The organism is Candidatus Dormiibacterota bacterium (assembly GCA_035635555.1).
In the GTDB taxonomy this organism is placed as follows: Bacteria; Acidobacteriota; Polarisedimenticolia; order Gp22-AA2; family Gp22-AA2; genus Gp22-AA3.
The window spans coordinates 20,234-43,136 of sequence record DASQAT010000051.1 but is presented as its reverse complement, the minus strand read 5'-3'; the positions used below and the strand labels follow the sequence as shown (position 1 = coordinate 43,136).

At 69.5% G+C, this 22,903-nt stretch carries 22 protein-coding genes and 1 pseudogene; 13 read left to right on the top strand and 10 right to left on the bottom strand.

What is annotated here, in order from left to right; genetic code table 11:
* The 7 genes from VEW47_15840 to VEW47_15810 all read left to right on the top strand — a co-directional run.
* Positions 1 to 140 (top strand): aldehyde dehydrogenase family protein (locus VEW47_15840; protein ID HYS06650.1); only part of this gene is annotated, 140 nt, incomplete at its 5' end.
* A gap of 6 nt (positions 141 to 146) precedes the next feature.
* Positions 147 to 512, top strand: a complete 366-nt coding sequence (locus tag VEW47_15835; protein HYS06649.1) for a hypothetical protein — start codon at positions 147 to 149, stop codon at positions 510 to 512.
* 12 nt (positions 513 to 524) lie between these two features.
* Positions 525 to 1,346, top strand: a complete 822-nt coding sequence (locus VEW47_15830; GenBank protein HYS06648.1) for a class I SAM-dependent methyltransferase — start codon at positions 525 to 527, stop codon at positions 1,344 to 1,346.
* Positions 1,343 to 1,672, top strand: coding sequence for a DMT family protein (locus tag VEW47_15825; protein HYS06647.1), 330 nt, complete (start codon positions 1,343 to 1,345; stop codon positions 1,670 to 1,672). Before VEW47_15830 ends, VEW47_15825 begins: the two co-directional genes overlap by 4 nt.
* Positions 1,669 to 2,979, top strand: a complete 1,311-nt coding sequence (chrA, locus tag VEW47_15820) for a chromate efflux transporter (GenBank protein ID HYS06646.1) — start codon at positions 1,669 to 1,671, stop codon at positions 2,977 to 2,979. Before VEW47_15825 ends, chrA begins: the two co-directional genes overlap by 4 nt.
* 135 nt (positions 2,980 to 3,114) lie before the next feature.
* Entirely contained in the window at positions 3,115 to 3,384 is a 270-nt protein-coding gene (locus VEW47_15815) for an SWIB/MDM2 domain-containing protein (GenBank protein ID HYS06645.1), read from the top strand.
* A gap of 174 nt (positions 3,385 to 3,558) precedes the next feature.
* Positions 3,559 to 4,290 (top strand): YIP1 family protein, encoded by a 732-nt coding sequence (locus VEW47_15810; protein ID HYS06644.1) that lies wholly within the window; start codon positions 3,559 to 3,561, stop codon positions 4,288 to 4,290.
* A 6-nt stretch (positions 4,291 to 4,296) separates the two neighbouring features.
* Here the strand turns inward: VEW47_15810 and VEW47_15805 are convergent, their stop codons facing one another.
* From VEW47_15805 to VEW47_15790, 4 genes are all read right to left on the bottom strand, one after another.
* On the bottom strand, positions 4,297 to 5,445 hold the full coding sequence (locus tag VEW47_15805; protein HYS06643.1) for a M20 family metallopeptidase: 1,149 nt from the start codon (positions 5,443 to 5,445) through the stop codon (positions 4,297 to 4,299).
* Between the two features lie 26 nt (positions 5,446 to 5,471).
* Positions 5,472 to 6,812, bottom strand: coding sequence for an aspartate aminotransferase family protein (locus tag VEW47_15800; GenBank protein HYS06642.1), 1,341 nt, complete (start codon positions 6,810 to 6,812; stop codon positions 5,472 to 5,474).
* A gap of 398 nt (positions 6,813 to 7,210) precedes the next feature.
* Complete coding sequence (locus tag VEW47_15795) at positions 7,211 to 8,542, bottom strand: DUF393 domain-containing protein (protein ID HYS06641.1); 1,332 nt, start codon at positions 8,540 to 8,542, stop codon at positions 7,211 to 7,213.
* Positions 8,539 to 9,474, bottom strand: a complete 936-nt coding sequence (locus tag VEW47_15790) for a hypothetical protein (protein HYS06640.1) — start codon at positions 9,472 to 9,474, stop codon at positions 8,539 to 8,541. The genes VEW47_15795 and VEW47_15790 overlap by 4 nt, the downstream gene beginning before the upstream one ends.
* Before the next feature lie 134 nt (positions 9,475 to 9,608).
* On the opposite strand from VEW47_15790, the gene VEW47_15785 reads away from it, so the two are divergent.
* The 4 genes and pseudogenes from VEW47_15785 to VEW47_15770 all read left to right on the top strand — a co-directional run bounded on the left by VEW47_15785 (position 9,609) and on the right by VEW47_15770 (position 13,005).
* The gene (locus VEW47_15785; protein ID HYS06639.1) at positions 9,609 to 11,000 is read left to right on the top strand and encodes an FAD-binding protein; all 1,392 of its coding nucleotides are present in this window, start codon (positions 9,609 to 9,611) and stop codon (positions 10,998 to 11,000) included.
* A 13-nt stretch (positions 11,001 to 11,013) separates the two neighbouring features.
* Positions 11,014 to 11,229, top strand: a pseudogene (locus VEW47_15780) (DUF190 domain-containing protein).
* A 4-nt stretch (positions 11,230 to 11,233) separates the two neighbouring features.
* Positions 11,234 to 12,172: a MauE/DoxX family redox-associated membrane protein gene (locus tag VEW47_15775; GenBank protein ID HYS06638.1), complete on the top strand. Its 939-nt coding sequence runs from the start codon at positions 11,234 to 11,236 to the stop codon at positions 12,170 to 12,172.
* Positions 12,173 to 12,183: 11 nt separating this feature from the next.
* Positions 12,184 to 13,005, top strand: a complete 822-nt coding sequence (locus VEW47_15770) for a thioredoxin family protein (protein HYS06637.1) — start codon at positions 12,184 to 12,186, stop codon at positions 13,003 to 13,005.
* Here VEW47_15770 and VEW47_15765 read toward each other — a convergent pair.
* Positions 12,998 to 13,339 (bottom strand): hypothetical protein, encoded by a 342-nt coding sequence (locus VEW47_15765; protein HYS06636.1) that lies wholly within the window; start codon positions 13,337 to 13,339, stop codon positions 12,998 to 13,000. The genes VEW47_15770 and VEW47_15765 overlap by 8 nt on opposite strands.
* A gap of 51 nt (positions 13,340 to 13,390) precedes the next feature.
* Between VEW47_15765 and VEW47_15760 the strand changes: the two genes are divergently transcribed.
* Positions 13,391 to 13,681 carry a hypothetical protein gene (locus VEW47_15760; protein HYS06635.1) on the top strand — a complete coding sequence of 97 codons (291 nt, stop codon included), beginning with the start codon at positions 13,391 to 13,393 and terminating at the stop codon, positions 13,679 to 13,681.
* 19 nt (positions 13,682 to 13,700) lie between these two features.
* Here VEW47_15760 and VEW47_15755 read toward each other — a convergent pair whose 3' ends face one another.
* The gene (locus tag VEW47_15755; GenBank protein HYS06634.1) at positions 13,701 to 14,771 is read right to left on the bottom strand and encodes a tetratricopeptide repeat protein; all 1,071 of its coding nucleotides are present in this window, start codon (positions 14,769 to 14,771) and stop codon (positions 13,701 to 13,703) included.
* Positions 14,772 to 14,798: 27 nt separating this feature from the next.
* On the opposite strand from VEW47_15755, the gene VEW47_15750 reads away from it, so the two are divergent.
* Positions 14,799 to 16,394 carry an HEXXH motif-containing putative peptide modification protein gene (locus tag VEW47_15750; protein ID HYS06633.1) on the top strand — a complete coding sequence of 532 codons (1,596 nt, stop codon included), beginning with the start codon at positions 14,799 to 14,801 and terminating at the stop codon, positions 16,392 to 16,394.
* Between the two features lie 9 nt (positions 16,395 to 16,403).
* Here the strand turns inward: VEW47_15750 and VEW47_15745 are convergent, their stop codons facing one another.
* Genes VEW47_15745 through VEW47_15730 form a run of 4 tightly spaced genes read right to left on the bottom strand, consistent with a single transcriptional unit; the run spans position 16,404 to position 22,902 of the window.
* Positions 16,404 to 17,627: an aminoacetone oxidase family FAD-binding enzyme gene (locus VEW47_15745; protein ID HYS06632.1), complete on the bottom strand. Its 1,224-nt coding sequence runs from the start codon at positions 17,625 to 17,627 to the stop codon at positions 16,404 to 16,406.
* Positions 17,624 to 18,163 carry a YaeQ family protein gene (locus VEW47_15740; GenBank protein HYS06631.1) on the bottom strand — a complete coding sequence of 180 codons (540 nt, stop codon included), beginning with the start codon at positions 18,161 to 18,163 and terminating at the stop codon, positions 17,624 to 17,626. Before VEW47_15740 ends, VEW47_15745 begins: the two co-directional genes overlap by 4 nt.
* A 57-nt stretch (positions 18,164 to 18,220) precedes the next feature.
* A complete protein-coding gene (locus VEW47_15735; GenBank protein HYS06630.1) occupies positions 18,221 to 19,942 on the bottom strand; it encodes a CRTAC1 family protein in 1,722 nt (573 codons plus the stop codon).
* Positions 19,939 to 22,902 (bottom strand): tetratricopeptide repeat protein, encoded by a 2,964-nt coding sequence (locus VEW47_15730; protein ID HYS06629.1) that lies wholly within the window; start codon positions 22,900 to 22,902, stop codon positions 19,939 to 19,941. Before VEW47_15730 ends, VEW47_15735 begins: the two co-directional genes overlap by 4 nt.
* Position 22,903: the final 1 nt, after the last annotated feature.

Genomic DNA, 22,903 nt, shown 5'->3' with positions numbered 1-22,903 from the left:
CCCCCGTGGAGGCCCCGTGGGGCGGCTACAAGCAGTCCGGGTTCGGGCGCGAGCTCGGTCCGCACGGCCTCGACGAGTACCTGGAGGTCAAGCACGTCTACATCAACCTCGACGAGCGGCCGATCGGGTGGTACAAGTAGCCGGGGATGCGCGAACCCCGTCCCGTTCCGATGCACCCCCCCAGGTTCTTCCTCAAGCACCTGGCCCGGAGCGCCGGCGTGGCCGGGGTGGTCGTCATCGGATCTCTCGGTCTGGGTGTGCTCGGATATCATCGCTTCGGCGGTCTCGACTGGCTCGATGCCCTCGTCAACGCCTCGATGATTCTGGCGGGGATGGGTCCCGTCGATCCGATCACCTCGGTGTCGGGCAAACTGTTCGAGTCGTTCTACGCCCTGTTCAGCGGCGTGACCTTCCTGACCATCGCCGCCGTCCTGCTCGCACCCGCGGTGCACCGCTTCCTGCACCGATTCCACCTGGAGCTCGCGGACGAGCCGCCCGAGAAGAAGAGTTGACGCGTGACGTGCATGCAATCCAGGCTGCTCGACATGCGGGACTGCCGTGACGGCGCTCTTGCAGCGATCCATCGCGACATGCTCGAGCTCGATCTGTCGCAGCAGCCACGCTGGTTCCGCCCCCTCCTGACGAAGAGCCGCGCCCTGCAGGCCATGACCGGCTACGACCACTGGTCGCGCGCCTGGGAATATCCCTGGGCGGTCCTGGCCGCCGACCTGGGGCCGCGGCCGCTCGCTGTGCTCGACGTGGGTGGCGGGGGGAGCCCGTTCTCCCTCTACCTCGCGGCCCGCGGTCACGAGTCACACGTGGCCGACCCGTCCCTCGATCAGGGGACGAGCTTCGTTTTCGATCCGAAAAAGAGCCTGTACAGGAACACCCGCTCCCTGGCCAAGCGGCTGATCTTCCGCGCCGCCGGGATCCACTCGCTGTGGGGGCTTCCAGGCGAAGACGGCCGGCGCCCCGTCCGCTATCATGCCTGCCCGGCCGACCGGCTCGATTTCGAAGACCGGCGCTTCGAAAGGGTGTTCTGCCTGAGCGTCATGGAGCACATTCCACGGGCCGCCTGGAAGGGCTGCATGCGTGAGTTCGAGCGTGTCCTGAAACCCGGCGGCCGACTGGTCATCACGCTCGACATGACCCCCGAAGAGGCCGATGACCGGGTCTACGGGGAGCTCCTGGCCCACTGCACCCTCGCGCTCCTCGGCGACCCCCGGTACGACGTGCCGATCGGGAAGGAGAGCAAGGCGGCGCGACACCCGGGGCACGGGTACGAGACGCTCGGGATGGTCTGGGAGAAACGCGGCGGGGGCGCGGCCGGGGATGCAGGACGATGATGACGATCGTCCTTCTCACGCTCTCCAACATCTTCATGACCTTCGCCTGGTACGGGCACCTCAAGTACAAGTCCTCGCCGCTGTGGAAGGCGGTCCTCTTCAGCTGGCTCATCGCCTCGTTCGAGTACTGTCTTCAAGTACCCGCGAACCGTTACGGCAGTGCCCGGTTCACGACCACCCAGCTCAAGACGATCCAGGAGGTCATCACGCTGGCCGTGTTCTGCGTCTTCTCGGTCCTGTATCTTCGGGAAGACTTGAAGTGGAACTACCTCGCAGGATTCGGCCTGATGATCCTGGCGGTCTTCGTCATCTTCAAGAAGTGGTGAGCTTCCGCGAGGCCCTGCGCTTCTGGGTGAAGCTCGGGTTCATCAACTTCGGCGGACCGGCCGGACAGATCGCCATCATGCACCGGGAGATCGTCGAGCGCAGGCGCTGGATCCCGGAGGAGCAGTTCCTGCGCGCCCTCAACTTCTGCATGATCCTCCCCGGGCCGGAGGCCCAGCAGCTCGCCGTGTATATCGGCTGGCTCCTGCACGGCACGGCCGGCGGCATCGCCGCCGGCGTGCTCTTCGTGGTGCCTTCGATTTTCGTCCTGCTGGTCCTGAGCTGGCTGGTGGCGGCGCACGCCGATGTTCCGGCTGTGGCGGGCCTGCTCTACGGCGTGCGGCCGGTCGTGATCGCCATCGTGGCCGAGGCGGTGCTGCGGATCGGCCGAAGGACCCTGCGCCATCCGGCCCTGTACCTCTTCGCGGCGGCGGCCTTCATCGCGATCGCCTTCTTCGCCGTGCCGTTCCCGCTCATCGTGGCGGCGGCCGCCGCCTCAGGCATCCTCCTCGAGCGCGCGCTTCCGGAGGCCGTCCGCGCGCGCGGCGCAGGCACGCCCGATGCGGAACGTCCCGTCGCCGGCGCGAATCGAGCGGTGCCGGGAGCCCGGTCCGCCCCGACCGGATCGTCCTACCCGCCGGCCGGACGCGCCGCGCGGATCGTTCTCCTGTTCGCCGCGCTGTGGGCGCTGCCCGTGGGCCTCCTCCGCCTGTGGCGGGGAGGCGGAGACGTCCTCGTGAAGGAGGCCCTGTTCTTCACCCGGGCCGCGCTCATCACCTTCGGCGGCGCGTACGCCGTCCTCAGCTACATCGCGCACGTGGCGGTGAACGTGTACGGCTGGCTGACCGCCGACCAGATGATCCAGGGTCTGGCCCTCGCCGAATCGACCCCCGGACCGCTCATCATGGTCACCCAGTACGTCGGCTTCATCGGCGCCTGGAACCAGGCGCACGGTCTCAGCCCGCTCGCCAGCGGCGTGCTCGGCGCGCTGATCACGACCTACGTCACCTTCCTCTTCTGCTTCATGTTCATTTTCGTCGGGGCGCCGTACGTGGAGGCGCTCGCCGGGAATCGCAGGCTGCAGGCCGCCCTGGTGGGAGTGACGTCGGCCGTCGTCGGCGTGATCCTGAACCTCGCGACGTTCTTCGGCGCGCATGTGCTGCTCCCCGCGGGCCGCGGCCTCGACGTGTTCGCCCTGGTCCTGGCGCTCGCATCGCTCGCCGCGATCGTGCGGTTCAGGCTGCCGATTCAGTATCTCGTCCCTGCCGGCGCACTGGTCGGGATGGCCTGGTCGCTCCTGAACCGGTGACCGCCCGCTCGATCCCCGGCCTCGTCCCTCCCGGGGCCTTCTTGACGTCGCAGCAACGGGCGGGCCTCACCCGTGGTAGAGTTTCGGCGGTTTTGCCGGTCCGGTCCGATTCCAACACTCTAGCTGGAGGAGCAGATGGCAGCCAAGAAAGGTCGAAAGCCGAGCGCCGCTTTCATGAAGCCGCTGATGCCGAGCGACGCGCTCGCCGAGGTCATCGGGTCGAAGGCGTTGCCGCGCACGCAGGTGACCAAGAAGCTGTGGGACTACATCAAGAAGAACAAGCTCCAGGACAGCAAGAACCGCCGCATGATCAACGCGGATGAGTCGCTCAAGAAGGTCTTCGGCGGCAAGAAGCAGGTCAGCATGTTCGAGATGACCAAGCTGGTCTCCAAGCACCTCAAGTAAACCTCGTCGCGCGGATCACCCGTCTCCGCGGCCGCCCGAGTCCGCGCAGGCTCGGGCGCCAGGACAGAAGCCGCGAGTGACGGAGTCCGCTCCTCCGCCCGACGGGCGGCCGGCGTCCGATGGCGCCGGCGCTCCGAGCCCGCGGGCGGAGGGGTTGCTCCGAGGGGGAGTTCGATGAGCGAGATGACCTCTGCTCCGGGCGCGCACGGAGCGACGCCACCCCCGCTCCTCGAACCGCCACCGGTCGTCACCTCCTCCTCCGGCACTCAGGCCGGTTCGGCCGCTCCGGCCGAGCCGCTGGTCCCCTGGATCTCGATCTGGACCCGCCCGCGCGCCACGCTCCGGCAGATCCTCGACTCCGACCCGCGCCGCTCGGTGTACCGGCTCGCCGCCCTGGGTGGTGTGGCCGGAGCTCTGAGGCTCGCGTCCACCTCCGGCTTCGGTGACACACATCCCGCGTCGGTCGTCCTCGTCGTCTGCATTGCGGGCGGGGCCGTCGGCGGCATCCTGGCCCTGTTCCTGTTGACGAGCCTGGTGGGTCTGGCGGGCCGCTGGCTGGGGGGCCAGGGACGCATGTCCGCGGTCATGGCGGCTCTGGCGTGGAGCTACGCGCCGGCGATCTGGGGCCTCGCGCTCTGGCTGCCGAGAGCCGCGCTCCTCGGTGAGAAGACCTTCCAGTCCCTCCCCGCGACCATCGAGGGGAACCCGCCCGCGGCGCTTCTCTTCGGATTCCTGCAGCTGGCGCACGACCTGATCGGCATCTGGGGATTCCTGATCACGCTGAAGTGCATCGCGGAGGCAGAGCGTTTCTCCGCCTGGAGGGCGTTCGGCGCGTTCGTGCTTGCGGGACTGATGGTCGGCGTTCCGGTCGGCCTGGTCCTGGTGGCGCTGCAGGCGTTGAGCTGAATTTTTCTAGGCGCCTTCGACCTGCTCGAGCAGGGAGCCCAGGAAGGCGGCCCGCCATGCGATCCGGTCGGTGCGCACCCTTTCGCTCACGGCATGCGCCCCTTCCCCTTCGACACCGAGACCGTCGAGGATCGGAACACCGAGCGCGGCGCAGTACGACCCGTCGCTCCCCCCTCCGGTCGATCCTTCCCGCAGGTCGAAGCCAAGCTCCCCCGCCACCCGCCGGGCCTTCCCGTACAGGGAGGCGATCGCCTCGGTGCGGACCATGGGGGGGTGGGTCAGGGCCGCCTCGACGCGCAGGCGGGCCTTCGGGTGGCGCGTCCGCAGATTGAGGACGGCCGTCTCCACGCGTCTCCACTCCGGAAGCGACGGGACGCGCACGTCGAACTCGGCGCGCGCCTTGGGTGCTATGACGTTCTTCGCCACGCCCCCCCCGATGAGTCCCGCGTGCAGCGTGGTCCCGGCCGGCCCCGATTCCAGGAGCTTGACCGCCAGAACCTGCGCCGCCAATTCCTCGATGGCGTTGACCCCCTTCTCCGGGTCGATGCCGGCGTGGGCCGCGACCCCCTGCACCTCGACGACGACCCGACCGACTCCCTTCCGCTCCGTCTTCGCCCCGCCGTCCGGATTGCTCGGCTCGAGTCCCAGGACGTAGCGCGAGCCGCGAGCCTCCGCCTCGATGTGCGCGCGCGACGCCGGGCTCCCGGTCTCCTCGTCGCCGCTGAAGAGACAGACGACCGGCAGGCAGGGCCTGAGGACGTTCTCCCTGGCCGCCCGCGCCAGGAGAACGCAGAGCACCAGCCCAACCTTCATGTCGAAGACACCCGGCCCGAAGGCCCAGGAGCCCTCGACGCGGAACGGGCGACGGGCCGCCTCCCCGTCCGGCCAGACGGTGTCGAGGTGACCCAGGAGCATCGCGGGGCGCCCGCCTTGGGAGCCGAACGCCGCCCTCAGGACATCGCCGGCCCTCTCCTGACGGAGGATGTCGACGCTCGCGCCCGCCTCCCGAAGCTCCGCGGCGAGGAGCGCCGCGACCCGGTCGACCCCCCCCTTGTCCGATGTCGGCGAGTCGATGGCGACCAGTCGCCCGAGCAGATCGAGGGTCCGGTCCCCGCGTGCCTCGAAATAGGCGAGAAGCTCCCGCGCCCGGCTCATCGACTGGTCACCGCCCGGAGCGGTCCTCAGAGGGATTTCAGGAGGGGTGCGACCTTCGCGAAGGCCTTGAGGTGCGTTTCGACGTCGGCCTCGGTGTGCTGCACCGTGATCGTCCACTGTTCGTCGGGGCCGGGCGGCTGAGGGATGATCCCTTCGTTCAGCATCGCCAGGTACCAGGCCTGCGAGGCGAGCTTGTCGACGGAGGCCCAGTCGCGGTAGTCCTTGATGACGTCCTTCCTGAAGTTGATCGTCCCCATGCAGCCGACTCCGTTGGCGTAGCAGGGCATGCCGTGGTCGCGGATGATCTGGCTGTACCCGTCGACCAGTCTCTTGTTGAGGGAGAACACCCGGCGGTACGCCTCGTCGGTGAGGATCTCCTTGAGCGTCACCTCGGCCGCCGCGAGGGTGACCGGATTGCTGGCATAGGTGCCGACATGAATGACGCGGAGCGAGTTCAGCTCCTCCATGATCTCCGCCGAGGCGCCGAACGCGGCCAGAGGCATCCCCCCGCCGATCGCCTTCGCCAGGACGGTGATGTCCGGTCTGACCTTGAAATACTCGGTGGCGCCGCCGCGCGCGATCTTCACGCCGGTCTTCACCTCGTCGAAGATGAGCAGGGCGCCGAACTCGCTGCACAGCGCGCGCAGACCGGGCAGGAAGTCCGGCAGCGGCTCGGTCACTCCCATGTTCATCATGATCGGCTCGAGGATGAGACAGGCGACCTCGTTCAGGTGCTCTTCGAACAGGGCGCGCACCCCCTTCAGGTCGTTGAAGGAGGCGACCAGCGTGTGGGCGTAGGACTCCTCCGGGATCCCCTCGCTCCAGCTGACCACGCGCGGGCGGGATCGAAGGCCGGCCAGACGCAGCGGTGGCTTGTTGGAGACGAGGACTGTGTCGTGCGCCCCGTGGTATCCCCCCTCGAACTTGATCACCTTGGACCGCCCCGTGTAGCCGCGCGCCAGCCGGATGGCGTGCATGGTCGCCTCGGTCCCGGAGTTCGCGAAACGCCACTGCTCCTGGCCGAAGCGCTCCTTCAGCTCCTTCGCGACGGACATCTCCAGACGGTGCGGCATGGCGTGCAGGGTGCCGCGCTTCGCCTGCGACTCGATCGCCTGGACGACTTTGGGGTGGGCGTGGCCGACGAGCAGCGCACCGAACGCGTTGGAGAAATCGGTGTACCGGTTGCCGTCGGCGTCCGTGATCACGGCACCGACCGCCGTCTCGATGAAGATCGGGTTCGGGTCGACCACCCTGAAGTTGGAGGACACGCCGCGAGGCAGGAGGCGCTTCGCCTCGCCGTGCAGCTCGCGGGATTTCCTCGTCCGTTCGATGTAGCGGTTGACGATCGCGTCGTAGGTGCTGGACATCCTGCGTACCTCCCCGCCGCCCGGTACCGGGACCACCCGTCGTTGGGGGGTTCTGTCCCATGCAGGCCGGTCCGGCGGGGGGACACCGGGACTGCCTCGGCCTGGTGCAGATGGTGCGGCTGAAGCGCCGAGTCTACCAGAGAAAGAGAAAACCCGGAAGCGTCTGCGGCGCAGCGCGCCGCCCCGGCTGGACCTGCGCCGGGACTTCCGGGTTCGGTGGCCGGCCGGTATTCCTCAGGCGGAGATACCGAGCGGCCCGATGACCGTGGGTCCGCCTAAGTTGCCGCCACCTCACGGGTCCGGTCGAACACCTCGCTTCTACTGTGATAACTCATCTGCTGGACCACCTCCTTTCTCGTGTACCGGAGAAGATACTCCGGTCGGAGGAGGCCCGCAACTCACTGCGCGTCGTTTCGCGGGGGGGCGGACGGGTCCGGCGGGGCGAGGCGGCCGGCGGTGGCGGGGACCGCCGGGATCGACGGCGCCTCGGATTCCTCCGGCATGCCGGCCCAGACCTCGTCCCCGAACGGGGCGTCGAAGCGGACGTCCGAGTACTCCACCACCGCCTCGAGCGGTCCGATCGTGGCGGCCACGTCCGAGGCATGCGTCTCGCGGCGCGTCGCGACGCGCACGCCGCCGAATGTCCTGTGGTCGGACCAGAGCGACAGCCAGTAGGACCGGTCCTCCCCGCGGTACGAATGGATCCGGTCGATGAGGTGGTTCACGCGGCTCACATAGAGGTCGTGCCAGTCGTCCTTGCGCGACGGGTCCTTCTCATCGAAGGTGAGCCTCACGACATCGCACTCGTCGGACGGCACGTGGCCCGCCCGGGGAGGCGTCCTCTCTCCTCTGTACTGCAGGCGCGATTCCGTGTCGAGCAGGTTCCAGGGAAGAAGAAACGTGAAGCGCGCGATCCGCATGAAGGCCCGCGGGAACTCGAGCTGCGTCGGCTCGGTCACCGGGGCGCCCGACCGGATGACCTCGATGCGCGAGCCCGCCACCCTCACCACCTGGAGTTCAGCCCCCTCGAGGTCCTGGGCGAACGATCTCTCGCCGGCGCCGAGATCGATCCGGTGCACCTGGTGCACGATCTTCTGCGGCTCCTTCCCGCCGGCGTAGAGCTGCAGCCTGTACGTGTACTCGACGTTGTGGTGGGCGCTCCAGGCGGTGTGGGGGCCGTACGCCTCGAACATCGCGAGGACGACGTCCTCGGCCTGCGGGTCGGCGATCGCCTGCAGGCGCTCGGACACGAGGTCGGGCGGGCCTTCCCCGCAACCCCAGACCGAGGTCGACGCGACCAGCGTCGGGACCAGCAGGGCCAGAAGACCGAGCGCCCGCGGACCGGCGCCCGCCTGCCCGCGACAGGCGGCGTTGCTGCAGGACAGGCGATACCGCCGCGCCGCGATGTAACGGTAGACGCGGTCCATCACGAAGGGGACACCCGGTATCCTGTAGAGGCCGGACACCCACGAGAGTCCATCCAGAACGCCGAACAGGATGCGCCAGCCCTCCGCCCCCTTGTGGACCGATCCGTCGGGAGTGTAGACCCACATCTGGCGCAGCGCGTCTTCGCGGTCGATGCCGGGGAAGCGCGTCGTGACCGACGGATCGTGCACCGACACCCACTCGATCGCCCTTTTCGAATCGCGCCGGATCATCCGATCCCGCCAGCGTATGCAGAACCTGCAGTCGCCGTCGTACAGCGCGACGTAGCGGGCCGGGGCGCTCACCGCGCGCCTCCCCGACCCGGGGGGGGCGGGCTCGGGGCGGGTTTCACCAAGGGTGTCGGGTTCGGACCGAGCCAGGTGACCCCTCCCTCCCGATCGACGCGGAACATGAAGCGTCCCGTCAGGACCAGGAGCGGCGCTAAGACCGGCTGGCGCATCACCAGGGCCACGTCGGTGGGAGCCGGGAGATCTCCCTTGTCGTGCTCGTGCAAAAGCGGCGCGCCGGGCGCGCGCGGCAGGAGCGACAGGGAGGCCACGCTGTCGTGCAGCCTGTCAACGGAAAGTACCTGCCGGCCGTTCGCCGCGACCCTGACGATGAAATCGCGCCCGATCACGATGCTCGGCGGCGTGGCGGGCGCGGGCGCCGCCTCATCCGGCTTCTGCGAGATGACGTACACCGTGAACGTGGAGTCCTTCTCCCGGATCACCGCGTCCACGAACGGCGGCCCGGCCTCGGGACGGCTGAGCGTCGCGCTCTCGGCCTCGTCCAGGGCGCGGCTGTACGCCTGGATCGTCGCCGGGGCCGATCGCGGCGGCACGATCAGGCCGAGCGTCCCCACCTGCCCGGAGTCCGGGCTGAAGGTGGTCTCGCCCACGATCGAGAGCCCGCCGCGGGCAGGGGCGGCCATGCCGGGCTCCTTCGTCAGATCCTTGAGGCAGACGACGCGCCAGCCGGCGCTGTCCGGGAGGACCACGGTGCGGTCCGAGGGAGGCGCGCCGCTTCCCTGGGCCTTGAGGAGATCGGCCGTCCGGTCAACAGCCTGCAGGTAGAGGGCGATCAGACGCCCGCGTTCCTGCAACGACAGCAGCGTCTCCTCCGCCGGCCGGTCGGCCTGCGCCGATGCGGTGGCCGGGGAGACGATCAGGCAGGCCAGCGCGAGGCCCGCGCGCAACAGCGCGGCCGTGCAGCATGCTCCCCGCAGCGACACCCTCATCCCGTCCCTCCCCGGAGTAGACATCCAGTCTACACCAGCCCATCGGCCGGAAACGGAGGGCCGGAGCACGCTTGAAGGACCCGTTTCGATCCCGTATCATGGCCGGTCTTGACCACTCTTCACGGAACAGGGTGATGGCGGGAAATCTGGCGGGCGACCTCAGGGCGCTCATCGCGGGACAGGTGCTGGACGACCAGGCCCTCCGCGCCGACGCGAGCAGCGATTTCGGCCGGATGATCAGGCGCGTCCCGGGGGTCGTGGTCCGGCCGTCCTCGACCCAGGACGTCGCGGAAGTCATCCGCTACGCCCGCAAGAACTCCGTGCCGGTCGCCACGCGCGGCGAGGCGCACACCCAGAGCGGCCAGGCCACCGTGGCGGACGGGATCCTCATCGACCTGACCTCCCTCGATCGCATCCTCTCGATCGATCCCGTGGGTCTTCTGGCGGACTGCCAGGCCGGCGTCAAGTGGGAGACCCTGGTGCGCCAGGCGATTCCGCAAGGACTCGTGCCGCCGGTCCTGACCAACAACCTCGGCGTCACGGTCGGGGGAACGCTGTCGGTCGCCGGGCTGGGGGTGGCCTCCTTCCGCTTCGGAGCGCAGGGGGACAACGTCACCGAGATCGAGGCGGTCACAGGCCTGGGGGACATCGTGGTCGCGTCGGAGTCGCGTGAGCACGCGGTCTTCGATGCGGTGCGTTCGACCTTCGGGCAGATCGGCGTGATCACGCGCGCCCGGTTGAAGCTGCGCCGCTGCAGGCCCAGGACTCGCACCTATTTCCTGTTGTACGACGATCTCGGGGCGATCATGCGCGACGCCCAGCTCGCCATCGAGCAGGACCGGGTGGATTACATCGAGGCGACCTGCTCCCCCTGCCCGCAGGGGTTCAAGAGCACGCCCTCCGGCAAGGAGGCGTTCGCCGCCTGGTTCTTTCCCCTGCAGCTGACGGTCGAGTTCGAGCCGCAGTCGCCACCCGACGACGCGCGCGTCCTGCAGGGGCTCGCGCCGTACCGCCGCACCCACATCGACGACCAGGATCTCCTCGGCTTCGCCGCCCGCCTGGAGCCGCTGTTCGCCATCTGGAAGCGGATGGGGAACTGGGGGATGGCGCACCCGTGGACGGAAACGATCATCCCGTGGGGGGCGGCCCAGCCGTTCATCACGCAGGTCCTCGCCGGCCTGCCGCCCACCGCGCTCGGAGGGGGGCATGTCCTTCTCTGGCCTTGCCGCGGCACCGTGTCGCACATTCCCTTCTTCATGTACCCTCAGACACCGCTCGTGATGGGCTTCGGAATCCTGCCGGGAGTCCCGCCGGACCTCCTGCCGCAGGCGAAGGCGCGCCTGAACCTGGTGTCGGACATGAGCCTGGCGGCCGGCGCGAAGCGCTATCTCTCCGGCTTCATCGAGTTCGACCGGAAGCGCTGGAAGCAGCATTTCGGGACGCGCTGGGACGAGCTCTGCCGTCTCAAGACGACCTACGACCCGGACGGCGTCCTGAACCCCGGGTTCATCGACTACGGTCCGTGAGATCCCGATGAAGGTAAGGAAGGCGCGCGAGCAGGGCCTGGCGGGAGCCACGGTGCTGCGGGGGGTGGAGGGGTTCGGCGCCCACAGCCGCCTTCACACCGCCAAGATCCTGCGCCTCTCCGAAGACCTGCCCATCGTCGACGCCGCAATCCCGGAGGGACTCGCCACGATCGAGAAGGTCCAGATCCGGCTGTATCGCAGCGGCCAGATCCCGAAGCGGAGGACCTGAGGACATGGACGCGGCGACGGAGGCGCACGCCCTGCAGCGGAACGCCCGCTGGCCATCCTGGCGCGGCGGCCTGGGGCATGCCGGGCGGATTCTCCTCGGTGCGATCTTCCTGTTCTCCGGAATCGCCAAGGGACTCACTCCCTCCGAGTTCACGCAACAGGTGGCGGGATACGGCATCCTCGGTCCACGCCTGACGGCCCTCGCCGCCCCCGCCCTCATCGTGTTCGAGATCGTCCTCGGCGTGGCGCTGGTGTGCGCCGTGCGGCCGGTCCTGACCGCGGGCGCATCCATCGTCCTGCTGCTGATCTTCATCGGCATCGAGGCCTACGGCCTCTCGGCCGGTCGCACGGAGGCGTGCGGCTGTTTCGGGGCCTACTCGAGCAGGACCCCGGCGGAGGTGATCGGCGAAGATCTGCTGTTCGTCCTCCTGGGTGCGATCGCGATCTGGGGATCGAGGGGATGGGAAGGACTCCGAGCCGGCGGGGCCGGCGCCGTGCTGGTCGCGTCTCTCCTGATCTCGACGGCCTTCGTGGTCGCGTCCCCTTCGTTGCCGTTCTTCAACATTCCCGTCATCACGCGACTGGCTCCCGGGGCGGTCCTGGCGGACCTCAAACTCGAGAAGCGTCTGCCCGCGCTCGCCGAGGGGCGTCACCTCGTCGCCCTCTTCGACGTGACCGACGCGCGCGCGGCGGGGATCGCCGAGGCGCTGAACGCCCTCGCCGCGACGCAGGGAGCCCCGCCGATCCTAGGTCTCACGCCCTCGACCGAGCAGGAGATCGACGCCTTCCTGTGGACGGCGGTGCCGGCGTTCGAGGTCAAGCGAATCGACCGCGAGGTGATCCCCGTGCTCTACCGGAGGCTGCCGCGCTTCTTCCTGGTCGACTCCGGCCGCGTGACGGCGGTCTACGACGGCGCTCCCCCGGAGGCGAAAGACCTGCTATGATCGGAGGCCTCATGATGCTTGATATGGCCTCTCTCCGGACGATCCGTCTTCTGCCGGTCCTGGCACTGGCGCTCGCCGCGACCTCACCGGCGCTCGCGGACGCGATCGTGTGCAAGCCGAACTACGACTACAGCGTCGAGGTCGACGGCTCCTATCCGAAGAACGCCACCCTCTACCAGGCGGCGAGCCCCGGCATGTATTACGTCGACGTCCCGGCGTGCAAGACCGGCCTGCTCATGGACATGAAGGCCCGCAAGGTCGTGGCGGTGCCGCGCGAGCAGATCAAGCAGGTGGATGGCGGCCTTCAGATGAACGACACCGCCCCTCCGACCGCCACCGCCTACGCCCTGGCGGTGGACGGACCCTTCGTGCAGTTCCAGGCCGAGGACAAGAAGGTGCGCATCCTGCGCTGCCTGGACCGCCCGCCGATCGTCGGGGCGGTCGAGATGGACACGCTCGTCGCCGACCGGCCGGAGTACCGGGAGGGGATGCGGGAGTACGCGCCCAAGGGAGAGTCGATCGCGGCCTTGAACAAGTACACGAAGAAGGTCCAGATCGACGCCTTCTTCGCGACCTGGTGCCCCCACTGCAAAGAGTACATGCCGAAGTTCCTGCGGGTCGTCTCGGAAGTCAAGAACCCCAACATCAAGGTCAATCTCTACGGCGTGCCGAAGGGGTTCACCCAGGCACCGGGGCCCTGGCAGGGCCGGAACATCAACTCGATCCCGACCATCATCGTGAAGATCGACGGGCGGGAGATCACCCGGATGGGATCCCAGCCCGGCGCGGTCCCCGAGACGGAGCTGGCCGACATCTTCGGCGCGGTCAGGTAGACCGCTTCGTCCTGGCCCCTCCCTTGCCCGATCGCACCTCCTCGATCGCCTTGTCCCGCTGCTCCTCGATCCGGCGCCTGTCGCCGAGGTAATGCTCCTCGAGCTCCTTGAGCTTCTCCGCTCCCTCGGGATCGGAGAGGAGCCTGGCCCGTTCCGAGCGGTGCAGGATCTCCCGCTCGGCCAGCCGGGCCTCGTGGACCTTGCGCAGGTCGGCGATTTTCTTCTTCTGTCCGTCCGTCAAGGCCGCGGGGGCGGTCTCGCCTCGCTCGCGATCGCGCGCCTTCAGCTTCTCCATCGTGATCTCGTAGGCGCTCTTCGGTCTGTCGTCGCTCATGCGGCTCCCTTCACGCTATAATGAGGGTTCAGTTTCGGGTGCGGTCCCGCCATGTCGAAGAGCCTGAAGATCGTCTGTCCCTGCTGCGATACTCTCCTGACCGTCGACCCCCGGACAGGGGCGATTCTCCTCGAGGAGCGGCGCCGGCACCGCGAGCACCAGTCGCTCGACGAGGCGATGGGGCAGGTCAAGGCCCAGCGCAAGGAAGCCGAGGACAAGCTCGCCCGGGCGATGGACGAGGCGCGACACCGCGAGGAGATCCTGGAGAAGAAATTCCAGGAGGCGCGCAAGAAGGCCGCCGAATCCGACGAGCCCCCGCCCCGACCCTTCGACGCCGATTGAAGCCGGCGCCGGCCGTCCCTCAGGCGCCCGCCGGGGCCGGGGCTTTCCGGATTCGCCTCACGACCAGCCGGCCGACCAGTGCCATCCCCCCGAGGACGAGCAGGCCCAGGATCACCAGGACCCAGACACTCGACAGGGTGTCGGCGAGCCTCTGCTTCGCCGGGAGCCACCGGGTCAGGGCCCACTCCGGGTTGGTCGGCTTCGGGTTCGTCTTCGCCTTGATCTGAGCCAGCGCGTAGAGCTGCGCGCTCTGCTTCGGGGAGCGGAGCAGCAGCAGATCGGCCGCCTTCTCGAGGGCGGCCGGCGCTTCCGCGGACGTCGGATTCATGGAGACGTACTGGGTGAAGTAGTCCGCCCCCTCCGCGCTCTGCCGCAGTTCGGACAGGACGAGGCCCATCTCGAAGTGGGCTTCGATCGTCGCGGGCTTGCCCGGGAACTTCTCGATCAATTTCCTGTAGATCGCCACCGCCTCCTCGAGCTTGGCGCGGTCCTTGTTGCCGGTGCCCAGATCGTGCGTGGCGATGGCCAGCTGGTACAGGGCCGTCGGCAGGAGACCGTGGTCCGGAAAATCCTTCTCGAAGTCCTTCAGGACCTCGATCGCCTCTCCCGCCCGTCCGGTCATCCGCAGCGCGAGGGCGAGCTGGAGCTTGAGGGGCGGCAGGATGTCCGCTGTCGGGTTTCTCGCCAGCGCCCTGCGGTAGAGGTCGATCGCCTTGTCGAACTCGCCCGCGCTCTGGGACACGGAGCCCGCCTGGAACAGAAGGTTCGAGGCGCGCGGGTCATCCGGAAAGCGCGTCGCGGCCTCCTCGAGGAGACCGACCGCCGGAAGCATCTCGTCCTGCAGCAGGTGCCCGCGCGCCTCGCCCTCGAGAGCCGAAACGATCTCGTCCGGCTCCGCACAGAGAGTGCGCGCCTCCTGGAACTGCATGATCGCCTCCGCCCCCTTCTTCTGCGCCAGCAGGCTGTCGCCGCGCACCAGGTGGTCCGCGACCGTCCCGCCGAACCCCTGCGCAAAGATCTCAGGCCCCGCGCAGACCAAGGCCGGCAGGACCCCGAGACGAACGGCGATCCGCACGATGTGACTTGTCATGGCGGGGTATTGTAGGGCATTTTCAACTTGAACGAGAATGACCCGCCCCGGGAGGTTTCTGCCATCACGACCGTCGGCGCTGTGACCGTAGAGCAGGGACTGGAGACGGACAACCTGTCGCCCCGGCTGGCCCGTCTCGGCCTTTGGAGGCTGCGACGGACGCGGCGCAGGCTCGCCTCCCTCCCCCGCGCCGCCTCGGTGCGGCGGGCTGTCCCGCTCCTGGACGGCCTCCTCGCCACGCTGCGCGCCCTGCCCCGGCCGGTCCGCGACAGGATCCTGGTCGGGCCGGACATTCGGGGGTTTCTCGCCGAGGCGGAGACATGGCTCGAGGCGGGGCGGTTGTCCCGGCTCCTCCTCGCGCGCCGCGTCCACCGTAAGGCGCCCGGCGGTCGTGGCGGGACGGGGTCGACGACGGCGCGGCTGTTCCATCTCGTCTGCGGGACGGAGCACCTCGGCACACTCGTTCCCCGGGGGCGTGTCGACTCCGGATTCGCCCGCCGCTGCGGGACCTTCGCCAGGAAACGTCTCGACGACGCCACCTTCGATCTCGCGGCGCTCGTCCTCGGACTGCGGCTCGCCTACAGGCAGCCCGGCCCCCTCAGCGTCGTTCTCAGGTTTCGTGAAGATGCCGAGCAGGGCCGGCCCCGCGACCGGATCGATCTGGGGACCCTGGCCGGACCTGCGGGACCGCTCGCCATCACCCGCGCCGGCAGGCCCGGCGGACGACCCCGCCCCGCGGGCACGCTGCGCCCTGCGGCGGAGCGGCACGTGCGCGCCACGCTCCGCGGCGCGCGGCTCGATCTGAGAGCACCGGGCGCGGGACGCGTCATCGTGCCGGCCGCCGGGACGGGTCTCCTCGCTCCGGACCTGGTGCCGGGCGCGCGGCGCCGGCGTCCGGGGGCGCGCGGCGCCGCGCTCCGCCTGCAGCGCCGGGAGAGTCTCCCGGGAACGGCCATCGTCCTCGCCCCGGTCGTCCTGTCGAGTCGCCGCCCCCCGCGCGTGCTGCGGGAGTCCCGGGGGCTCGGCCCCAGACTGGCGGGCGCCCTCCGGATCGTGCGGGTGTCGTGGCCCGAGGCGCAGCGCGAGATCGAGCGGCGCACCTTCATGGTCGTGCCGATCCGTGAACCCGGGACCGTGAGTTACTCGATGGCCGCGCGACCCGGCATTTCGTTCATCAACGTGTCCGGCAAGTCGCCGATCGATCTGGCCGACGACCTCCTGCACGAGACCGCGCACCACCGCCTGCATGACCTGCAGGGAACGGTCGATCTCCTGGTGCCCGGCCCGGAGACGCTGGAGGTGCAGGCCTTCGATTCGCCGTGGCGCGGGGCGCGCCGGCCTCTGCACGGCCTCCTGCACGGCGCCTACACGTTCCTGTTTCGCGCCGAGCTGTTCCGCCGCGTGCTGCGGGTGCAGCGCGACCGGATGCGCGCCCCCGGCGCCCGGCTCGGGGCGACCGAGAGCGCCTTCGTCCGCCGCGAGCTCCACCGCGAGAAGCGGATGATCGCCTCCGCGCTGCGGGATCTCGAGGAGGCCTCGCGCTCGGGTCTCCTCACTCCCGCCGGCCGGAGGCTGGTGCGTGGGATGCGCGCCTGGTTCGCGCGGCTCGGGAGCGTGTCCTGACCGGTCCGTTCACGACGCGCGCGCGGCTCCGAGCCCCGCGGCGCGTCCCGTCGCCCACGCCCAGAGAAAGTTGTAGCCGCCGATCGGGCCGAACGAGTCGAGCATCTCCCCGCAGAGGAACAGGCCGGGATGCCTCCGGCTCTCCATCGTTCCGGGATCGATCTCCGACAGGCTCACTCCGCCCCCGGTCACTTCGGCCTTCCTGTACCCCTCGTCCCCCGTCCAAGGAAGGACGCCGCGCACCAGCGTCTCGATCAGCCGGAGACGCTCGTCGCGGCGCAGCCCCGCGAGCGTCCGCCCCGGGTCGACCGACACCGACGCCGATAGCGCGGCCGCCAGGCGGTCCGGGAGCACCGCTCGCAGCGCCCCCGACACGGTCCCGGTCCCCCGCGGGCGCAGGGCCGACTCCCAGTCCTCGTCCCCGAGCGGCGTCCAGCGCACCAGAAAACGCGCCGGCGATGTCGTGGCGGCCCGCGAGCGCACGGCCACGTGCGAAACATCGAGCACCGCGGGTCCGCTGTAGCCGCGGTGCGTGAACAGGAATCCTCCGGTCGAAGTGGCGGCCCGCCCTTGGGCCCGGGCTGTGATCGTGACGTTCAGCGAAACGCCCGCGAGATTCGCGAATGGAGCGGGGTCGGCCGTGATCGGCGTGAGCGCCGCGTAGGTCGGATGGACCGCATGACCCAGCCGCTCGGCGACCTGGAGACCGAGGCCGTCGCTGCCGGTGGACGGAACGGAGAGACCGCCCGTGGCCACGACCACCGCATCCGCCTGCAGAGAGGCGTCCCCCTCCCGCTCGATCCGCCAGCCCCGGCCGGAAGGCGCGAATCCGGTCACCCTGGTGTTCATCAGCAGGGTCGCCCCCCGGCGGGCCGCCAGCGCGAGCAGCCCGTCCCGCACCTCACGGGCCCGATTCGAGGCCGGGAAGAGCTTCGCCGACTCCGGCTCTTCCACGAGCCTCAGACCGACCTCGTCCTCGAAGAAGGCGATCTGCTCGCGCAGGGGCCAGGACCGGAGCATCTTGCGCATCAGGGCGGAGGAGGAATCGGTGACGAAGCGGGACTCGTCGACCCGTGCGGGCAGGATGTTGCATCGACCGCCGCCGCTGATGAGGATCTTCCGTCCGCCGTCCGCGGTGCGCTCCAGGAGGAGTGTCTGCGACCCCTGCGACGCCGCGAAGATCGCCGCCATCGTTCCTGCTGCGCCGGCGCCGATCACCGCGACACGCTTCATCCGATGCGATGCTCCACCACCGTGGTGCTGAAGGCCCGTCCGTCGATGTCCAGGTACATCTCGCGCTCCGTGATCGAGACGGTCACCGCGGCCCGCCGCTGCACCACTGCGGCGATCGCGTCCACGAAGCCACGGCCGAGCTCGTAGACCGGGATCTCCGGCGCGCGGTGGATGTTCTTCCCGCTCAGGCCCGCCAGCACCTGGGCGATGTTCCGATGTGTGTACACGGCCGCGCGGCCGGCGAGCTTGCTGCCCCGGTGCAGCCGTTGCGCTTCGGGCATGCCGACTTCGATCCAGGCCGTGACGCGGCCCGTCCTGTCCCGCACCAGCACGGCCGGCTCGTCCCCCGCCGCGACCCCCTCGGTGAGCTCGATCCCTTCGGTGTATTCGAGGCAGTAGGCGAGGAACCGGGTCAGCATGTATTCGAGGGTCTCGGACGGCTGCCTCGCCAGGCGCAACCCGAAGGTCTCGTACACGCCGCGATCGATGTCGGCCAGCTCGGTGTCCAGGCTGTAGATCGTCGCCGTCTGGGCCATGCTCTGGCTCACCTGCCGGGATGGCTTCGTGTCCCCGCCGGCGGCGGGGCGGTCCCTCTATCGATCGACCTGGGAGGATTCCTCGATCACGTGCAGGCGGCCGGGCTCGATCCCCAAGACCGGTTGCTGCGTGCCGTCCGGCCACGTGATCTGGAGATCGACGGTCGGGGAGTCTCCGTGCCGGGCGGGGCCGAGACCGAAGGTCAGCTCGAGCTCGCTCTGCGACGCGTAGGACGCGGCGGAGCGGACGGTGCGCGTGCCGGTGATGCTGCCCGCCTTGAGCCGGACGACGGCGCCGACCGCGTCCCGGTTCGACTTGCCGCGGCCGACGAGGCGCAGACGCAGCCAGCCATAGGAGTTGCCGCCGTCGTTGCGCAGGAGGACGGGCGGGCCGTTGTTGGCGGCGACGGCGATGTCCAGATCGCCGTCGCCGTCGAAGTCGGCGTAAGCGGCGCCGCGCGCCACGAGCGGCCGCTGCAGGTCGGCCCCCGACCGGCCCCCGATCGGCTCGAAGCGCCCACCCCCGAGACCCCGGAACAGGTGCGGCGGCTGGGCGTAGGTCACGGACGGCTGCACGCGGTTGATGTCGTTCTCGACGTGGCCGTTCGCCACGAAGATGTCGAGGACACCGTCCAGGTCGAAATCGAAGAAGAAGCAGCCGAAGGCGAGGGTGAGGAGGCTGGGCTGGCCGATGCCGGACATCGCCGCGTCGTCGATGAACAGGCCGCGTCCCTCGTTGTGGTACAGGGCGAGCATCTCGTTCGAGAAGTTGCCGATCACCAGGCTGTCGCGCCCGCTGCCGTCGTAGTCGGCGGCATCGATCCCCATGGCGCCGCGCGCCTTGCCCTCTTCGCTGAAGGCGATGCCGGCGACCTTGCCCACCTCCTCGAACGTGCCGTCCCTCTTGTTGTGGTACAGGAAGTTCGGCTGCGTGTCGTTGGCGACGGCCAGGTCCGGCCAGCCGTCACCGTCGTAGTCGAGGGCGACGACCCCGAGCGATTTCCCGGTCGGGTCGTAGACCCCCGCTCTTTCCGACACGTCCTCGAAGGTCCCGTCCCCCCTGTTGCGGAACAGACGGTTGGTCACGCCGCGGTACGATTCGGGCGTGCAGTACGACTTGTCGACGCCGTCGAGAGTGCAGAAGATGTCGTCCTTCCGGGACCACTGCACGTAATTGCACGCGAACAGGTCGAGCCGGCCGTCCCTGTCGTAGTCGACCCAGGTGGCGCTCGTCCCGAAGCCGGGGTCGGACACGCCCGCCTTCTCCGTCACGTCCTCGAACGTCCCGTCACCGCGGTTGCGGAACAGCCGGTCGGGACCGAGTGCGTTGATGAACAGGTCGACGTGGCCGTCGTTGTCGTAATCGCCGGCCGCCACGCCGATGGCGTACAGCTCCACCGCCAGACCGGCCTTCCGGGTCACGTCCTCGAACGTGCCGTCCCCCTTGTTGCGGTACAACGCCTGGGTGGTCTTGTGGCGCCGATTCCCGGGCCAGTCGGCGCTCTGGACGAAGAACAGGTCCTGTCGGCCGTCGTCGTCGTAATCCAGGAACGCCACGCCCGAACCCATCGTTTCCGGCAGGTATTTCCTGCCGGAGGCGCCGCTGTTGTGCACGAAGCCGATCCCCGCCGCCCGCGTCACGTCCGTGAACAGCACCGCGTTCGCCGGTGGCGCCGGCGCCTTGGTCTCCGCGGCCGGCGACGCGTTCCTGCGCCCGCACCCCGCGAGCGCGAGCACGGCCAGGAGCGCCGCCCGTCCCGCCAGCGGCATCCGCCTCATCGACCGGTCTCCTTCCCCCGGCCGGCGCCGGGAGGGGTGTCCGCCCGGCGGAGGGACGCGGCCGGGGACGGTTCACTGTAGCGGTTCGGGTGCTCGTGGATCGGCTGTCGCTCCAGGTTCATCTCGGTGTTCAGGCGGCGGTACGGGCCGGTGATCGCCTGGGCGGACTCATCGGCCTTGAAGCGGGTGTAGAGGGCCTCCTCGCGCTTCTCGTCCTTCTCACGGCCGAGAGCCCTGTAGCAGAGCATCAGGTTGTAGTGCGCCGTCAGGTCCTCGGGGTCGACGCGCAGGGTGTTCTCGAACTCGGCGATGGCCGCCGAATGGTGGCGCTTCAGGAAGAGGATCCGCCCGATCTGGTTGCGCACGACCCGGTCGCGCGGGAAACGCTCCGCCGCCGCCCGGAGGTGCAGGAGCGCTTCGTCGTAGCGGCCGCGCGCCTTCAGCGCCAGGGCCAGGAAGTAATGGGCGCTCGCCAGGTCCGGCTGGAGGGAGAGGGCCCGCTCGAGTCTCGGCACCGCCGCGGCCTGGTCCCCCTCCTGCACCAGCACCCGGCCGACATTGACGTAGCCGTCGGCGTATTTCGGGTCGAGGGTCGTGACCCGCTCGAACGCCTCCTTCGCCGCCACCAGATCCCCCTGGAGCAGCATGCCGATGCCGTAGTCGTTGAAACGCTCCCGATCCATGGGCTGGGGCCGCGGCGCCACTCTGCGGTTGCTCCTGTCTCCGGCGGGACGGATCGGCAGGGTCAGACTGTCCTCGGCCACCACAACCACCGGCAGGTCGGGGATCCCCTTGATCTGCCCGGAGACGCGCGAGGTGTCGCCGGTGAACCGGAAGACCCTGTCGTCGAAATCGGGCGTCACGGCCCCCGCCGCCGCCTCCGGGTCTCCCTGACCCGCGAAGGAGAACTGCGTGTTGTACCAGTGGAATTTCCTGTAGTTCATGCGGGCCGTGAGCGTGATCGGACCACGCGCGCCCGCAGGAATCGTGACGCGAAAACGGCCGACGTCGGCCGCCCCGGGCGGGATCAGGCGCGCGTACACGAGCGCCCGCGCCGCCCAGGCGTTCCGCTTGTTGATCTCGTTCCCGTGCGCGTCGATCAGGAGCGACCTGTAGCGATGCGCCCCCGCTTCCACCGGCCCCTTGCCGCCGTCCTCGATGAAGCCGCTCCAGTAGAAGATCCTGCCCTTCGCATCCTCCGCCTTCAGCTCCAGCCAGACATCGAAGGCGTCCACGGTCCCTCCCGGGAAAAAATGACCGACGCCGCGCGTGCGCGCCACGACGTCGATGCGGTAGGTCTTGCCGGTCCGCAGGAACGGATCGGCGCGATCGAGAGGGGCGATCAGGAGGGGACGCTTCGCGCGCGGGAGGGCCCCGGGGGCCGGCGTCCCGCCCGGTCCCACCTCGGGCAGCTCCGGAAAGAAGGAGGCGGCCTGCGGCTCGGCGGCGTCGCCGAGGGGTGCTCTGGGCGGGGCGCCCGATCTGCGGGCGGGGGCCTGAGGCAGCGCCTCGCTGGCCGCGAAGATGTCGAGAGTCAGGATGCCGGCCCTGAGGAAATCGCTTGTGGCTTGAAGCTGGGTCTCGTCGCGGTTGGCGAACGGCACGGCGGTGTTCGCCCCCGGAAACCGGTGCGAGTGCACGAAGCCGGCCTCGTTTCCCTGGTCGTCGGAACGGACCAGCGGCATGTGGCAGTCGGCGCAGTCCTTCGCCTTGTCCGGGTAGTAGAAGGCGCGCGCCCCCTGGTGCGAGACGCCGCTGCCCTGCCAGGCGTCGTACTCGTTGAAGCCCCTGAACCAGCGGTAATGGTTCACCGGCACGTCCAGGTGCACCTTGTGACAGGCCGAGCAGAACTCGGCGCGGCTCTGGCGATGGAACGGCTTCAGCATCGTAGCTTTGTGCGGCCCGGGGTCGAGACGCGTCATGTAGTCGTGGAGGGTGTGAAGCAGCGGGTTGCGGCTCGCCACCAGCCGGTGCATCTCCGGGTACTCCAGGACGTACCCCCCCTGACCCATCGTGTCCTTCACCGCCACGATCGAGTGGCACACCAGGCAGCCGATCCCGGCCTGGGCCTGCGGCGTGTCGATCTGCTGCACGATCGGAGTGTCCATCCGGCCGGTCAGCAGGACCGCCTGGTCGTGGCATCCTCCGCACCATTTCGAGGGACGCGTCCCGACGACCTCCTGCATGTACTCGATCGACTTCCGGTACCACTGGTTGTTGAACGACGAGAAATGGTGCATCGAGGACTCCCACTGCGCCGTGATGTCCGGGTGGCAGCCCCTGTTGCCGCAGGCCTTCGATTCCAGGAAGAAGTCGTGCGGGATCAGGCGGTCGTTGACCGTGGTGACCGAGGAAGGGAAGAACGGGCTCTTCTCGCCCCCCCCCTCCTCGAACGGCGTCTGCGGCGGGGCGGTCGGGTTCACGATGGTGGCGGTGGGCGGCGGGAACAGCCAGAGGCGCCCGCGCGCTGCGGCCGGCAGCGCCAGGGCGGCGAGGAGAACCACGGCGACACGACGCGCGCCGACCCGGTTGCCGCGCGCCCTCTGCCAGAAGACGGCGGCGGCGAGCGCCAGGACGGCGGAGCCGATGTGCGCACCGAGGAGGAGCCGCCAGCGCGTGGCGGTCCCGGTGACCGCCAGCACCAGGCTGGTCCCGACCGCGACGATCGAGGCGGCGCCGACGACCGCGAGCCAGGCCCGGGCCGAGGCGTTGCCGCAGCGGTCCCGGAGCCTGCGCACGGCCGGGAGACCGCGCGCCAGGAGGACCAGGACGATGAGAAGCCCCGCCACGAGGTGCGCCACGACCTGCGCGTGATAGAAGATCGTCGCGGAATCGAAGGCGGCGAGGTACGAGGCGTTCAACAGCTCGAAGATCAGCAGGCCGCGCAGGAGCCGCGTGCTGGGGCGCGCCGCGGTGTCACGCACGCCGCGCCCGCCGTCGTCCATCCGCCGGCCCGCCATC

What these genes read in the sequence shown, in the direction of transcription:
- VEW47_15765 (HYS06636.1), bottom strand. Translation starts at nt 13,339, where the DNA reads ATGAGCGACGACAGACCGAAGAGCGCCTACGAGATCACGATGGAGAAG.
- VEW47_15745 (HYS06632.1), bottom strand. Translation starts at nt 17,627, where the DNA reads ATGAAGCGTGTCGCGGTGATCGGCGCCGGCGCAGCAGGAACGATGGCG.
- VEW47_15830 (HYS06648.1), top strand. Translation starts at nt 525, where the DNA reads ATGCAATCCAGGCTGCTCGACATGCGGGACTGCCGTGACGGCGCTCTT.
- VEW47_15815 (HYS06645.1), top strand. Translation starts at nt 3,115, where the DNA reads ATGGCAGCCAAGAAAGGTCGAAAGCCGAGCGCCGCTTTCATGAAGCCG.
- VEW47_15835 (HYS06649.1), top strand. Translation starts at nt 147, where the DNA reads ATGCGCGAACCCCGTCCCGTTCCGATGCACCCCCCCAGGTTCTTCCTC.
- VEW47_15825 (HYS06647.1), top strand. Translation starts at nt 1,343, where the DNA reads ATGATGACGATCGTCCTTCTCACGCTCTCCAACATCTTCATGACCTTC.
- VEW47_15810 (HYS06644.1), top strand. Translation starts at nt 3,559, where the DNA reads ATGAGCGAGATGACCTCTGCTCCGGGCGCGCACGGAGCGACGCCACCC.
- VEW47_15760 (HYS06635.1), top strand. Translation starts at nt 13,391, where the DNA reads ATGTCGAAGAGCCTGAAGATCGTCTGTCCCTGCTGCGATACTCTCCTG.
- VEW47_15785 (HYS06639.1), top strand. Translation starts at nt 9,609, where the DNA reads ATGGCGGGAAATCTGGCGGGCGACCTCAGGGCGCTCATCGCGGGACAG.
- VEW47_15805 (HYS06643.1), bottom strand. Translation starts at nt 5,445, where the DNA reads ATGAGCCGGGCGCGGGAGCTTCTCGCCTATTTCGAGGCACGCGGGGAC.
- VEW47_15770 (HYS06637.1), top strand. Translation starts at nt 12,184, where the DNA reads ATGATGCTTGATATGGCCTCTCTCCGGACGATCCGTCTTCTGCCGGTC.
- VEW47_15800 (HYS06642.1), bottom strand. Translation starts at nt 6,812, where the DNA reads ATGTCCAGCACCTACGACGCGATCGTCAACCGCTACATCGAACGGACG.
- VEW47_15755 (HYS06634.1), bottom strand. Translation starts at nt 14,771, where the DNA reads ATGACAAGTCACATCGTGCGGATCGCCGTTCGTCTCGGGGTCCTGCCG.
- VEW47_15740 (HYS06631.1), bottom strand. Translation starts at nt 18,163, where the DNA reads ATGGCCCAGACGGCGACGATCTACAGCCTGGACACCGAGCTGGCCGAC.
- VEW47_15735 (HYS06630.1), bottom strand. Translation starts at nt 19,942, where the DNA reads ATGAGGCGGATGCCGCTGGCGGGACGGGCGGCGCTCCTGGCCGTGCTC.
- VEW47_15790 (HYS06640.1), bottom strand. Translation starts at nt 9,474, where the DNA reads ATGAGGGTGTCGCTGCGGGGAGCATGCTGCACGGCCGCGCTGTTGCGC.
- VEW47_15775 (HYS06638.1), top strand. Translation starts at nt 11,234, where the DNA reads ATGGACGCGGCGACGGAGGCGCACGCCCTGCAGCGGAACGCCCGCTGG.
- VEW47_15730 (HYS06629.1), bottom strand. Translation starts at nt 22,902, where the DNA reads ATGGCGGGCCGGCGGATGGACGACGGCGGGCGCGGCGTGCGTGACACC.